The sequence below is a fragment of the Glaciihabitans sp. INWT7 genome (assembly GCF_014217685.1).
GTDB lineage: Bacteria > Actinomycetota > Actinomycetes > Actinomycetales > Microbacteriaceae > Lacisediminihabitans.
On sequence record NZ_CP043653.1, the window covers coordinates 495,394 to 509,371 of the forward strand.

Genomic DNA, 13,978 nt, shown 5'->3' on the forward strand with positions numbered 1-13,978 from the left:
GGGCAACTATTGCAAGATTACACCGGGAGGGTGGTTCAGGGGCAGGCGGTGGCCGGTGGGCCGGTGCCCGACTGGGGATCGCCGCTCAGGACGGTGAGGGTCACGGCCGAATCCACGCTGGTCGCCGCCCCGGGTCGCGGGGAGCTCGCGTCTATCTGGCAGTGGCCACTCGCGCTGGCCTTCCAGGCGAATTCGATCTGTCCGCGGGAGAACCCGCGATGAACCAGGTCGTCGACCGCGGCCGACCGTTGCTTGCCCACCTCGTCCGGCATGGTGATGGCCAGGGAGCCGTCGCTGGTGTACAGGGTCACCGCGCTGCCCTTGCTGACGACAGAGCCGGCCGCGGGAGCGGATCGGGCGACCTGGCCGGCGGGGAGGCCGGACACGACGGTTCCTCCGTCGACGAATCTCAGGCCTCTGCTGGACAACGTGGCTGCGGCGACGCTCAGGGTGTTCCCCGTGCTGGCGGGCACCGGAACCCCCTGGCCAACGAGGAGCCCCGGGTCGGGAGCGGGGAAGTCGCCACCGCGATACTCGGGGTTGGCATTGAGCGACGCGATCGTGGTCCGGAAGATGTTGAATTTCGTGTTGTAGCCGTTAGTACCCGCCACGGTGACGCGCCTCAGGTCCTGATGTCCCGAGATGTTTCCCACCCACACCGCAAGGGCGACCTTCGTCGTCGTACCGATCAGCCAGTTCTGGTCTGCCGTGTCGGTGGTGCCCGTCTTCCCGACCAGTGGAACACCGTCGCGGGGGTTGCCGCTGGTTCCGGTGCCTCCAGTCATCACGGTGCTGAGGGCATAGGCGACGGTGTTCGCGACCTTGGGCGACATCGCCTCGCTGCAGGCATGGCCCTGGCCCACGAGTGTCTTGCCGGCGGGGTCGATGATCGTGTCGACGATCACCGGCGTGCAGAAGGTTCCGCCCGCGCCGATCGTGGCGACCGCCCCAGCCATCGTGAGCGGAGCTATCTCGTTGACGCCGAGCACCGAGGAGGGCTTCACCACCAACGGATTGCCGTCGGCGCGATGCACGCCCATTGCCGTCGCATCATCCCGGATGTCACAGAGGTCGAGTTGCTGGGCCATCGTCATGAAGGCCACGTTCACCGAGTCCTCCGTTGCCCGCAGCACCGACATGTACCCGCCCTCGTAACGCGAGGAGTTCTGCGGGCGGTAGGTGCCAACGAACGGCTTCGAGCACGAGGCTGAGAATGAGCTCTGCTGGAAGGTGCGCACGCTCCCGTTCACGTATTCCCTCAGTCCGTGGCCGTTCTGCAGCCAGTCGGTGAGGGTGAAGATCTTGTAGGTCGAACCGGTGGGGAATCCGGATGACCCCCCGTAGGCCCTGTCGGTGTTGAAGTTCACCGCGGTCGTCGAGGACCCCCCTCCCTGGGCGGAGTTGTCGAAGGCCTTGTTCTGCGACATCACCAGGATGCGTCCGGTACCCGGTTGCACGGACACTGCCGACGCCCCGAGCGCGAATCGGGTGGTGGAGGCCGGAGCCTTCTGCCGGAGTGCCGCCGTCGCGACGTCCTGCTGATCGAGGTCGACGCTGGTGTAGATCTGGTAGCCGCCGCGGGCCCAGTTCGCCTCCCGTTCGGTGGCATCGGCGCCGAGCGCGGTGAGCGTCGGCACCAACCGCGTGACGTAATCGCACGCGAATTTCGCATCGTTGGCGTAGAGGCAGCCACTGTGCTGCGAGCTCAGGTGCACCTCGTCGGCGATCGGGGTCGCGAGGGCGGCGTGGTATGCGGCCTCGTCGACGTACCCCTGCGTGAGCATGTCCGCGAGAATCTGATCGCGACGGACTTTGTTTGCGGCGTACATCGAGGGATCGCCGAGGTTCTGCAGGGATGGCTGCTGCACGATGGCGATGAGGCTGGCGGCCTGTGCGAGTGTCACGTCTTTGGCGCTCGTGCTGAAATACTTTTGCGCCGCAGCCTCGACGCCGTAGGTATTGCCGCCGAACCCGACGATGTTGAGATAGCCGAGCAGGATGTCCTGCTTCGAGTACGCCTTGTCGAGTCCCACGGCCAGTTTGATCTCGCGCAGCTTGCGGGAGAGCGTGTCGGTGATCGCGGCCTTGTAGGCCTCTGCTCGAGCCGCCGGATCCTCGATCTTCACGGCGCGCTGCACGAGGATGTTCTTCACCAGTTGCATATCGATGGTCGAGCTGCCGCTGGTGATCGCATTGTCGGCGACGTTGCCGGCGGCGGCCCGGACGATCGACTTGAGGTCAACCCCGCCGTGCTGGTAGAAGCGCTGGTCCTCGCCCGCGACCAGGGCGTCCTTCACGAGCTTCGACACACTGTCCCAGGCGACGATCTGGCGATCCTGGTCGAAGACCGTGGCGATCATGACCGGCTTCCCGGCCCGGTTTGCGAAGATCTCGTTCTGTTGGGAGAGGCGGCCGATGGTGATGTAGTCCGGCAGATTCTCGAACACGGAGATCGCCGCGGCCGAGGCTCGGCTCGGAACCAGCACCGCCGGAAGGGCGAGAGCGGCTACGAGCACGCCGGCGAGAACGCTGAATCCGACCATCCCGAGCCAGCCGAGAACGGCACTCCGGGCGGACTGCGCCCCGGTCATCCGGCCTGCCCGACCTGTCTGGACAGGGGGAGAATCATCACAGGATTCACGGGCAGCCTTCCGGATGGTCCAATATCTGCATATGTACAACAGTTGCTATGTTACATAAATAACCGATGGCCCCGCTCCCTCTCGCGTCCGGAGAACAAGGCCGTCCGGACGCGAGAGGGAAGTCGGGGGAAACGAGTTACTTCGTGAGACCGTCTACGTAGTCCTGGTTCTTGGCGATCCACTTCTCGACGATCGGCGTGTAGTCGTCGACGGACCCGTCGACGTTGTACATGTCGTTCTCGAGCGAGAACAGCAGTTTGGACGGGAGCTTGAAGTCCTTGATCCAGCCGGCGAGCTTCGGGTAGTCAGCGGTGAACGAGGTGCTGCCGAGGGAATGGATGGACTCCGCGGTGCCCAGGGTGCCCTTCGGGTCCTTGAGGTCCTTGATCGGGAAGGCGTCGTACGCCCACTGCGGACGCCACAGAGTGACGGCGATGTTCTCGTCCTTGCTCGTCGCGGACTTGAGCTCGGAGAGCATCGCGGGAGTGGAGGAGGTGATGAACTTCATCTTCTCGAGCCCGTAGCCCGGGATGACCTTGTCGGTCATCGCGGCGGTGAGGCCGGCGCCCGGCTCGATTCCGACGATCCGGTTGTCGAACTTGCCGGCGTTCGCAGCGAGCTGGTCGAGGGAGTCGATCGGCGCATCTTTATTCACCGCGACGGTGAGCTTCGCGTCGGAATTCCAGGCACCGAGGTCGGTGATCTTGTCGCCGTACTTCTTCATGTAGGCCGCGTGAGTGGTCGGCAGCCAGCCGTCCAGCGCGAGGTCGTAGGCACCCGTGCTCACTCCGGCGAATACCGGTCCGGCGTCGGCGTTCTTGAGTTCGACCGAGTAGCCCTTCTTCTCCAGGATGGTCTTCCAGAGGTATGACGCGGCTTCGCCCTCTGGCCAGCCGTTGAAGACGCCGATGCTGAGGTCGGCCTTGTCGCCGTTGGATGGGCCGGACGAGGATCCGCTGTCGGCGCTGGAGGCGCAGGCGGTGACGCCGACCAGAGTGACGGCGGCGACGGCGATTGCCGCAAAGAGACGCTTCTTCATAGATATTCCTTTTCTTCCCGAAGCTGTGGATCGGGAGATGGGGTTATGCCGCGCTCGGAACGGCCGGGGTGGCCTCTGGCGAGCGTGGCGTGTGTTCGATCGACTCGTCGACGATCGAATTCTTGGGAGCCCGGTTCGGGAAGAACAGGCGCCGCAGACCCGGCCGCGACCCGCCGAGGGAGGCGGTCAAGCGGTCGAGGATGATGGCGAGGATCACCACGGACAGTCCGGCTTCCGCACCGAGGCCCACGTCGATGCGGCTGAGAGCCTGGATGATGTCCTTGCCGAGCCCATCCGCCCCGACCATGCTCGCGATGACGACCATGGAGAGGGAGAGCATGATGACCTGATTGATACCGGCCATGATCGTGGGCCGAGCCAGAGGCAGCTGGATCTGGAGCAGGATGCGACCGGGCGAAGAACCGAAAGCGTGACCGGCTTCGATCACTTCCTTGTCGACTCCACGGATGCCGAGCTCGGTGAACCGCACCCCCGGGGCCATGGCGAAAGCGATGGACGCGACGATCCCGGGCACCGCCCCGATTCCGAACAGGATGATGGCGGGAATGAGGTAGACGAATACGGGCATGGTCTGCAAGAAGTCGAGGATCGGCTTGAGCACCGCTGAGACGGTATCGGATCGAGCCGCCCAGATGCCGATCGGAACGCTGATGACCACGGCGACGAAGGCCGCCACGAGGGTGAGCGCCAGGGTGTCCATCGCGTTTCCCCACTGGTTCAGCCCGGCGATCAGGCCGAGCCCGACTGCCACGGCGATGCCGAAGCGCCAGCCTTTGGCGAAAACAGAGATGCCGACGATGACGAGCAGGATCACCCAGAATGGCGGGGCGGACAGGGCGAAGTCGACGGCGTCATAGAGGCCGCCGAAGACCGTCGAGATGACGTCGAAGAACCCGCCGAGATGCAGGGTGATGAAGTCGACGATGGTGGTGACCCAATCGCCGACGGGGATACGGAAGCCGTTCACTTGGATTCTCCTTCTACGGACTCGAACACTCCGTTGGGACGCTGGGCGGTCGCGAGCAAGGTCTCGGTGATGACATCGACGGGGATGGTGGAAGGAGGCTCGACCACGTGGATCTCGCCGGTAGAGGTGGGGATGTTGCCGAGCGCACCGAGCAGAGTCACTCGCGGGATGACACCGAGGAGTCGGTGCCGCGCATCGACGACGGCGACGGCGAGGGAGCTCTCGACGGCAGCCTCGAACAACTCGGACAACGCGGTCTCCCCGCTGACCGAACTGACCTTGCGCACGACGGGCACCAGGTCCGTCTCCGAACTCTTCACCAGCCGCATCACGTCGCGGTCACGCACGACCCCGAGGAACCGGCGTCCTTCGCCCACGACGAAGACCGTGGAGGTCTGAAGGTCCCTCATGACCCGGAGGGCGGCTCGCGGCCCGGCGGTCGAGGAGATGAGAGCACGCACGGGCTCCATGACGCTCGCGGCGGTGAGAACGCGAGCGCGGTCGACATCCTTCACGAACTGGGCGACATAGTCGTTTGCCGGGTCGGTGAGGATGTCTTCTGGGGTTCCGACCTGCACTATTCGGCCGTCGCGCATGACCGCGATACGGTCGCCGAGGAACATCGCCTCGTTGAGGTCGTGGGTGATGAAGATGATGGTCTTGCCGAACTCGGCCTGCAGCTCGACGAGCTGCTCCTGCATCTCACGACGGATGAGCGGGTCGAGTGCCGAGAATGCCTCGTCCATCAGCAGGATCTCCGTGTCTGCGGCGAGCGCCCTCGCTAGTCCGACGCGTTGCTGCATTCCGCCGGACAACTGCCCGGGGAGCTTGTTCTCCCAGCCCTCGAGGCCCACGCGCTTCACGACGGTGAGGGCGCGTTCGCGGCGCTCGGCCAGGGGGACCCCCTGCACTTCGAGGGCGTACGCGGCATTGTCGAGCACCGTGCGGTGCGGCAGGAGGGCGAAGTGCTGGAAGACCATCGAGATGCTTCGACGGCGCACATCCCGCACCTGAACGGGTGACGCGCCCGTGATGTCGACGTCGTTGATGGTCACCGATCCGGCCGTCGGCTCGACGAGCCCATTGAGCATGCGGATGAGCGTGGACTTGCCGGATCCGGAGAGGCCCATCACCACGAAGATCTCGCCGCGCTTCACGTCGAACGAGGAGTCGATGACGGCGGCCGTGGTGCCGTCGCCGAGTGAATCGCGGGTCGCTCCACCCTCGAGGCGCTTGACGCCCTCGCGGGGTCTGCGGCCGAAGACCTTGTAGAGGCCTCTCACTTTTACTGCGGTGGAATCTGACATCGGATCTCCAGACGCGCGACAGCGATCCGTCGGATCGCGAACGCGTTTCATGTTGGTAACGACCGGGTCTGCGACGCGTCCCGCAAACTCCCACATCAAGCAATTTCGACGGTTTCCCGGCGCTGCGATCGGAGTGTCACGGTGGTGCTGCCCTGGGGCGGTACCGACGACGCCAGACCATACGTTGACATCCCACCGGGGTGTGGGACGGGAGCGCGGACTGGGCTCTATGGGCCAAATGGGCCACGACGAGGCTAGCAACATCCGCACGGTCGAAGTAGGGCGGAGTGCCCGAAACCGCTCGGTTCCCGGTGCGGACCGGGTAGGAATTCGCCGTGCTTGCAGGCATCCGGCAGCGTTTCAAGGAGTTGCAGTTTTGTTACCTTCACCCGGCGGATCGGCCAGACGGACATCGCTCTGGCGGGTCCGTGCTACGGTTATCAGTGCACATTTGCAACTATTGCATGAATACAGATTGCGTACGACTACAGAGGGTGAAGTGATGGCGACATCTGTGCGAGAACGATGGGTCGAGCCCGGCCGACGATGGTGGACTTTTCGTTGGCTGCGGGGGGCGAAGCCCTTCGGCGACCGGCTCGGCCTCGCATCCCTCCAACTGGTCGTGCCTGCGGTCATCGTGGGCGCCGGCGCTGGCCTCGCCGCGGTGGCATTCCGCTGGCTGGTCACGGCGGCGACTTTCGTGTTCACGGGCACAAAGGACTATTCGTCGTCCGTCGGCCATCCGGCGAATCCGTGGCTTCCGTGGCTGGGCGGGGCATTCGTCATCATCGCTCCCTCCGTCGGCGGCCTCCTGTACGGACCCCTGGTCGATCGCTTCGCCCGCGAGGCCAGAGGTCACGGTGTGCCAGAGGTCATGTACGCCGTGACCAAACGCGGGGGGCGGATCCCCGGCAAGGTCGCGGTGGTCAAGGCCCTCGCCTCTGCCATCACCATCGGGTCCGGTGGTTCGGTCGGCCGCGAAGGCCCCATCGTGCAGATCGGATCCGCGATGGGATCGACTCTCGCGCGGGTCATGCGCATGCCGGAATCTCGAGTGCGCACCCTCGTCGCGTGCGGCGCGGCCGGGGGAATCGCCGCGACCTTCAACGCCCCCATCGCGGGCGTCTTCTTCGCTCTCGAGCTTCTTCTCCGTGATTTCGCCGCCGCGTCCTTCGGCGCCGTGATGCTGGCCTCGATCACGGCATCCGTCGTCGGCCGTTCGATGCTCGGCGATCACCCGTTCCTCACTCTGCCGACCTTCACCGTGGCGAATCCCTCGCAGTTCGCGCTATTCGCCGTGCTCGGCCTGTTCGCGGGGCTCGTGGGAGTCGGCTTCACGAGGTTTCTCTACGCGATCGAGGACTTCTGCGACTGGGCCTGGCGCGGACCGGAGTGGCTGCGTCCGGTCGCGGGCGGTCTGCTCTTGGGGTTGCTGCTGTTCGCGATACCGCAGATGTACGGGGTCGGCTACCCGGTGCTCGAGAAGAGCGTCATGGGCGGCTATGCGCTCGGCATGCTCATCCTGCTGCTGGTGGCCAAGATCATCGCCACGAGCCTGACCATCGGGATCGGCGGATCCGGCGGGGTCTTCGCGCCGTCTCTCTTCATCGGCGCCATGCTCGGAGCTGCCTTCGGCGACGTCGTCGGGCTGGTGATCCCGAGTCTCGCCGGTCAGGCCGGGGCCTTCGCCCTCGTCGGCATGGGCGCCGTCTTCGCCGGGGCGACTCGCGCGCCGATCACCGCCGGCATCATCCTGTTCGAGCTCACCGGCGAATACAGCATCATCCTGCCCCTGCTGCTGGCCATCATCGTGGCGACGGGCACGTCCCGACTGCTCACCAAAGACACGATCTACACCCTGAAGCTCCGGCGCCGCGGAGTCAATATCGGCACGGCACCGGCCAACACGGCCCTTCACGCGGTGCACGTTCGAGACGTCATGGGTACGCCGCCCACGATTGCGGAGAGCACTCTCGCGAAAGACGGCGCGGGTCTGCTCATCGCATCGGGCAGGTCGGCCCTGCCGGTGACCTCGGCCGGTGGCGGCTATGCGGGGGTGCTCACCGTGCGAGCGGTCACCGACGCCCTGGCCAACGACGACGATGCGTCCAGGCTCACCGCGGGGGAACTGAGCGAACTCATCGATTCCGTGCTGCCCGGGTCGACCCTCGACGGTGCCCTCGACACGGTGTTGGCCACGACCGACAACGACGGCGTGCCCGTCGTCGACGATGCGGGGATACTCCGGGGCTGGCTCGACCAGAACGCGGTGCTGCGCGCTCTCGCCGGCGAACGTTAGCCTCGCTCGCTCAGGAGCCGCCCAGCGCAGGGTCGAAGGTATCGAGCACATAGTCGAGCTGTTCGGCGGTGAAGGCTCCGGGATGTCTCACGAGCACTGTGCCCGCCGGATCGAGGATCACCGTGTAAGGAAGCCCGGTGATCTGGAACTCGCCAGCGAGCGTTCCGGATCGGTCCGCGGCCAGAGGGTAGGTGATGCCGGCGTGCGCGGCGAAGGCGACTGCGGACCCGGCCGCGTCCGACACGTCGACGCCGATGAATTCCACGGTTCGGCCGTCCTTGACGAACTCGGACTGCATCTCGGGGAGTTCCTGTACGCAGGCGGTGCACGTACTCGACCAGAAGTTGATCACCTCGTATTTTCCGGCCGCCGGAGTGGTGCCGATCAGGGAAGACGACGTGCCGAGGGACGGAAGTTGCGCCGGCGCCGGGCTGTCCCCGAGTTGTGCGGAGGCCTTCGCCGATGCCGTCATGGCCGGGCCGCCGACCGGTCCACCTTCGGCGGCCGGCAGAAGGGAAACCGCCAGCTGGGCCATCGCGTGACCGAACAGGGTCGTGCTCGCCGCCCCGGTGCCGAAGCCGCCTACCTGGGCTTCGTCGCCCTTCGGATCGATGAAGAACAACTGGGCGCCGTGATCCACCGTGCGGGACTTCGCATGCAGAGTGATCGGCACGCCGTACTTTTTCGCCACGGAAGCGAGGGTCGCCGCCGGGCCCGTGCCGAAGTACCAGTTGCTCGCCGATGCGAGGCCATGGGCATCGGTCCAGGTCTTCACGGCATCGACCGCGGGATAGTACGGATTCGCATTGACCGACACGAAGGCGACATCCTTCGCACGGGCGCCGAGATCGTGGTCGGCGGCCGCGACGTCCTGAGCGAGCAGGGTGCAGAGATCCTCGCACTGGTCGTCGTTGAAGCTGAGCACCACCGCGCGCCCGGCGAACTGGGACAGGCTGAGTGGCTTTCCCCGCTGGTCGGTGAGAGCGAAGTCGGGCATGCGGGTGTGGCTCACCCCGAGGTTCGCGAGTTCGAGCAGTGATGAGGCCGGCCGGCCGATTCCCACGGGGTCTTCTGCGGCGGATCCGGGCGTCGACGGTGCAGCGGGCACCAGCGCGACGATGGCCACGACCACGAGTGCGAGGGCGACCACTCCTCCGATGGTGGCCCAGAGAAGGCCGCGCGGGCCGCCGGTCGGATTCGTGGCTCTCGCCTGGTCGTTTTTCATCTGAGCTGCTCTCCCTGGCTGTCGGGGTGCGGATGCCGCCGTGCCGAGAAGGCGGCGATGGCGAAGCCGACGATGACCGTGGCCCCCAGGGCGCAGGCGACCACGAACGGTGCAGTCGATACGGCGTTGCTGACGGCCTGCTGGATCGTGCCGACCGCCCGGGTCACAGCGGTCACTGCGTGCGGATCGACGAGGTCGGTGACCCAGTAGAAGACCAGATACAGACCAACGGTGGCCTCGAGGATATTCGCGACGATCGGGACGAGCCGGCTCGCTCGCCGCAATCGACGGGAGATTCCCCCACCCGCGCGCACAGTGATGAGGCTCAGACCGGTCACGAGCGTGCCCATGCCCAACCCGTAGGCCACGAAGGTGGCGATCCCGGGGAGCAGACCAAGGCGGGCGAAGGTGCCGGAGACTCCGGCGAGGAACAGGGGGAACGCACAGGTGAGTGAGCCGACGGCATAGGCGACGCCGAATCCGGCCATCGAGACAACTCCTGTGCCGGAGCGGAATCGGACGGCGGGAAGGGAGATCCGCGGGTGCCTGCCCCAGAGACCGGCCACCCCGAACACCGCGAGTGCCGCGCCGAACCCGATCATGAACCAGGGCGCGGTTGCGATGATCCATTGGGCGGCGACCGAGGCGAGCAGTCCGACCGTCGCGAAGACGGCGATGAAGCCGAGGGTCACGCCGCCGCCCGCGATGAGAGCCGCTGCCGCGCGATGACCCGGTGCGGTGCGGAGATCTCGCCGGGCGAACATGGCCAGGTAACCGGGGAGCAGCGGGAAACCACAGGGGTTGACCGCCGCGATCAGACCGAGGGTGAAGGCGTAGACCATCGCGGTGGAACCGGTCACCGGACATCCCGGCGGGCGAGGGACGAGAGGTATGCGTTGTAGGCGTTCCGTTCGGCATCGCCGTCGGCATCCGCCTTGCGGTTCGCCGTGCGTTCGTGGCGCCGTTCGTGCCCCTGCCACTGGAAGAACAGCACCCCGAGCACGATGAGGGTCGGCAGTTCGGTGAACCCCCACGCGATGCCTCCGCCCAGTGCCTGGTCGGCCAGCGCGCTGATGCCCCAGCTCGGATCCGGGTGCGCATAGAAGCGCACGAGAAGATCGACGGACATCATCACGATCACCCCGAAGAAGGCATGGAATGGCACCGTGATGACGAGTTCGAAGATCCTCAGCACGGGGGCGCTGAGTCGCCGCATCCCCCGGCTCGCCTGGCGAGGGGACGGGTCGACGCCCATGACGCCCCAGAAGTAGAGCGCACCGATGGCCAGGAAGTGCAGGAGCATCACGTTGTGGCCCCACATCGATCCCATCAGATAGTCGAAGGCCGGCGTGAAGTAGAGGCCGTAGAGGCTCATCAGGAACAGGGCGACCGTCACTACCGGGTGGGTGAAGAAGCCCGCGATTCGAGAGTGCAGAACCCGCAGGATCAGCTTTCGCAGGTTGAGCCCGCCGCCGTGTTTCGCCGGGAGCGCGCGCAGCAGCAGGGTGACCGGAGCGCCGAGCACGAGGAAGACGGGGGAGAGCATGCTCAGTGTCATGTGCTGCATCATGTGCACGCTGAAGAGTTCCATGCCGTAGCCGTCGATGCCCGTCGCGGTGACGAGCAGAACGGAGGCGATTCCGGCGATCCACCACACGGTGCGCTGCACCGGCCAGGCGATCCCGCGGCGATGGAGCCGCCAGACCCCGAGGAGATAGAGCGCAAGCAGAGCCGCCATGAGGAGGGGGATGACCGGAATCGGCTGCGGATGCCAGGCCAGGAGCCGGGCGAGCGTCGGCGGCAGCTGCGGCATCCACATCGGGCCGGTCATGTCATTCATTGCCCGTCACGTGCCACCCTGTCTCGCTTGCAACTACACAACTGTTGCAAGAATACACTCAAGGCCGATGGATGTTGCCTGAATGGACAGGGGCCGATCCTGGCCGGGTCAGCCCTCGAAGGTGATGTCGTCGGGTGACTTGTCCGGGCGCCACCCCCGCCAGGTGGGATGGCGGAGTCGCGTCGTTGCGGTCCATTCGGCGAACTCGACTTCACCCACGAGCCGGGGGGTCACCCAGTGCGCGCCGGTGGAATCGGCGCTATCGATGTCTGCGAACGGGCTTGTGGTGCGGGCGAGAGGAGCGAGTCGCTTCAGTGCGGCGTCCAGATCCGCATCGCTGAACCCGGTTCCGACCTTCCCGACGAAGCTGAGACCGCCGTCTCTCGGCACGCCGAGCAGGAGCGCTCCGATCCGGCCCGCACGGTTGCCCCTGCCGGAGGTCCAGCCCCCGACGATGACCTCTTGTGTGCGGTGATGCTTGAACTTGACCCAGCTGCGGGATCGCTTTCCCGCAAGGTAGGTGCTGTCGCGTCGCTTGGCGACAACGCCCTCGAGGCGCAGCGCGAGGCTGCTGGAGATCGCCGCGACTTCATCTCCCTCGAAGGCCGGTGGCAATTGGATCGACCCTCGTGGAAACAGGTGTTGCTCGAGTGCGGTGCGCCGAGCATCGTAGGGCTGCTTCACGAGGGATCGGCCCGAGAGGGAGAGCAGGTCGAAGGCCATGAACTGAACGGGTACCGATCTGAGGACCGCGGCCACGTCGGCCGCCTTGGTCAGCCCCATCCGTCGCTGCAGTAGTCCGAAGTCGGGCCGGCCGGACGGCGAGATCGCGACGATCTCGCCGTCGACCACCGCGTCACCCTCCACCGCATCGGCAAGCGCAGCGAGCTCGGGATAGCTCGTGGTCAGATCGATGCCGTTGCGGCTGGTGATGGTGACGACGCCGTCACTGACGGAGGCGATGGCGCGGATGCCGTCCCATTTCATCTCGAAAGCCCACTCATCGTCTTCAGAAAGCTGTCCGGCTTTGCCCGGTGTCGCGAGCATCGGGCGAATCGTGTCGACTGCCCCGGGCGTGGCGCCGACCACTTTCCGGGAGCGAGCGGGCTTCGGGGCCGCGGACGTGGTGTCCGCCATCAGGTGGATGAGCCAGTCGTTTTCGGCCCGTCCGGCGCCGCCGGTATGGATCAGCGCGTAGCGGTGCGATCCGTGTTGCTCGCCGTGGAGGGTCGCGATCACCTCTTTGCCCTCCCGCCACTTCTCCAGCTCGACGGTTCCGCTGTCCCAGATCGTGACCTCGCCACCGCCATATTCTCCTGCGGGAATACGGCCTTCGAAGGTGCCGTATTCGAGCGGATGGTCCTCCGTCTGTACGGCGAGATGATTCTGCGCGGAGTCGGTGGGAACGCCCTTGGGGAGTGCCCAGCTCACGAGCACGCCGTCGTGCTCGAGCCGGAAGTCCCAGTGGAGCCGGCGGGCATGATGCTCCTGGATCACGAAGCTGTCGCCGGCAGTCGGTGCCGAATCTCCCGTGGGCACCGGCTCGGGGGTCTTTGCGGCATCTCGCTTGCGCCGGTACTCGGCCAAACGGTCCAGCCCTGCGGCGGAGGTCTCGAATCGCGACCGGTGCTCCGCAGTGGGCTCGAGCGACTCGAGGTGCCCCATGGCGAGAGCCGCGAGCGGATCGCCCATCGACTCGATCCGCGCCTCGACCTCCGAGTATTGGAGCTGCCGTAGGCCCTTCTCCTCCAGTTCGCTCCAGCTGCGCGGCGCGGCGACGGTGGGACTTTCCGCACCGCGAAGCGAGTAGGGGGTGATGGTGGTCTTCGCGCCGTTGTTCTGACTCCAGTCCACCAGCACCCGCCCAAGACGGGTGGACTTCTTCATGTCGCTGACGACAAGCTCGGGGTGGTCTGCCTCCAGGGCCCGGGCGAGTTCATGGGCCACCGCACTGACCGCGGAGGCATCCTGGGAACCATCGAGCGGGGCATAGAGATGGATGCCCTTGCTCCCGCTCGTGACAGGGATCGCGCGAAGCCCCATGCCGTCGAGAATCGCCTTCGCCAGCCGGGCGACTTCCGCGCATTCGGACAGCCCGACCCCCTCACCGGGATCGAGGTCGAGCACCAGGCGATCCGGGTTGAGCGGATGCCCGGTGCGACCGAAGCGCCACTGCGGCACGTGGATTTCGAGAGCGGCGATCTGACCGAGCCAGGTGAGCGTGGCGAGATCGTTCACGAGGGGATACTCGTTCGAGTGGCCGCTGTGCTCGATCGCGCGACGCTTCACCCAGCGGGGGGTCGCATCATCCAGGTTCTTCTGCAAGAACGCCGTCCCGGGATGGGCCTCAGTGCCGACCCCGTCGACCCACCGCTTTCTGGTGGCGGGGCGCTGAGCGGCATGAGCGATCAGCACGTCTGCTACTGCCGCGTAATACGACAGCACGTCGCCCTTGGTCGTCTGCGTGTGTGGGTAGAGCACCTTGTCGAGGTTGGTGAGGGTGATTCGATGGCCTCCGACCTCCACGACCGTCTTCTGCGGCACCGTGACCCTCTTCCTGCTGTTGCTGGGGTTCCATCGTGCATCCTGGCCACGCGGTCGGCCAGTGGTTGACATCGGAGGGGGCTTAACATCTCGA

Annotated in this window: 9 protein-coding genes; 1 reads left to right on the top strand and 8 read right to left on the bottom strand. The window is 66.0% G+C overall.

The window, feature by feature from the left end; genetic code table 11:
- Window positions 1–35 precede the first annotated feature (35 nt).
- The 4 genes from F1C58_RS02475 to F1C58_RS02490 all read right to left on the bottom strand — a co-directional run bounded on the left by F1C58_RS02475 (window position 36) and on the right by F1C58_RS02490 (window position 5,976).
- Window positions 36–2,591: a transglycosylase domain-containing protein gene (locus F1C58_RS02475; protein WP_185202448.1), complete on the bottom strand. Its 2,556-nt coding sequence runs from the start codon at window positions 2,589–2,591 to the stop codon at window positions 36–38.
- A 187-nt stretch (window positions 2,592–2,778) separates the two neighbouring features.
- Window positions 2,779–3,681, bottom strand: a complete 903-nt coding sequence (locus F1C58_RS02480) for a glycine betaine ABC transporter substrate-binding protein (protein ID WP_185202449.1) — start codon at window positions 3,679–3,681, stop codon at window positions 2,779–2,781.
- A gap of 43 nt (window positions 3,682–3,724) precedes the next feature.
- Window positions 3,725–4,669, bottom strand: coding sequence for a proline/glycine betaine ABC transporter permease (locus F1C58_RS02485; RefSeq protein ID WP_185202450.1), 945 nt, complete (start codon window positions 4,667–4,669; stop codon window positions 3,725–3,727).
- Complete coding sequence (locus tag F1C58_RS02490) at window positions 4,666–5,976, bottom strand: glycine betaine/L-proline ABC transporter ATP-binding protein (protein WP_185202451.1); 1,311 nt, start codon at window positions 5,974–5,976, stop codon at window positions 4,666–4,668. The genes F1C58_RS02485 and F1C58_RS02490 overlap by 4 nt, the downstream gene beginning before the upstream one ends.
- Before the next feature lie 502 nt (window positions 5,977–6,478).
- On the opposite strand from F1C58_RS02490, the gene F1C58_RS02495 reads away from it, so the two are divergent.
- On the top strand, window positions 6,479–8,275 hold the full coding sequence (locus F1C58_RS02495; RefSeq protein ID WP_185202452.1) for a chloride channel protein: 1,797 nt from the start codon (window positions 6,479–6,481) through the stop codon (window positions 8,273–8,275).
- 10 nt (window positions 8,276–8,285) lie between these two features.
- Here F1C58_RS02495 and F1C58_RS02500 read toward each other — a convergent pair whose 3' ends face one another.
- The 4 genes from F1C58_RS02500 to F1C58_RS02515 all read right to left on the bottom strand — a co-directional run bounded on the left by F1C58_RS02500 (window position 8,286) and on the right by F1C58_RS02515 (window position 13,956).
- The gene (locus F1C58_RS02500) at window positions 8,286–9,500 is read right to left on the bottom strand and encodes a redoxin domain-containing protein (RefSeq protein ID WP_185202453.1); all 1,215 of its coding nucleotides are present in this window, start codon (window positions 9,498–9,500) and stop codon (window positions 8,286–8,288) included.
- Window positions 9,497–10,360, bottom strand: a complete 864-nt coding sequence (locus F1C58_RS02505; protein WP_185202454.1) for a cytochrome c biogenesis CcdA family protein — start codon at window positions 10,358–10,360, stop codon at window positions 9,497–9,499. The genes F1C58_RS02500 and F1C58_RS02505 overlap by 4 nt, the downstream gene beginning before the upstream one ends.
- Window positions 10,357–11,340 carry a cytochrome c oxidase assembly protein gene (locus F1C58_RS02510; RefSeq protein ID WP_185202455.1) on the bottom strand — a complete coding sequence of 328 codons (984 nt, stop codon included), beginning with the start codon at window positions 11,338–11,340 and terminating at the stop codon, window positions 10,357–10,359. The genes F1C58_RS02505 and F1C58_RS02510 overlap by 4 nt, the downstream gene beginning before the upstream one ends.
- Before the next feature lie 108 nt (window positions 11,341–11,448).
- Window positions 11,449–13,956 (bottom strand): ATP-dependent DNA ligase, encoded by a 2,508-nt coding sequence (locus F1C58_RS02515; protein ID WP_185202456.1) that lies wholly within the window; start codon window positions 13,954–13,956, stop codon window positions 11,449–11,451.
- Window positions 13,957–13,978 lie beyond the last annotated feature (22 nt).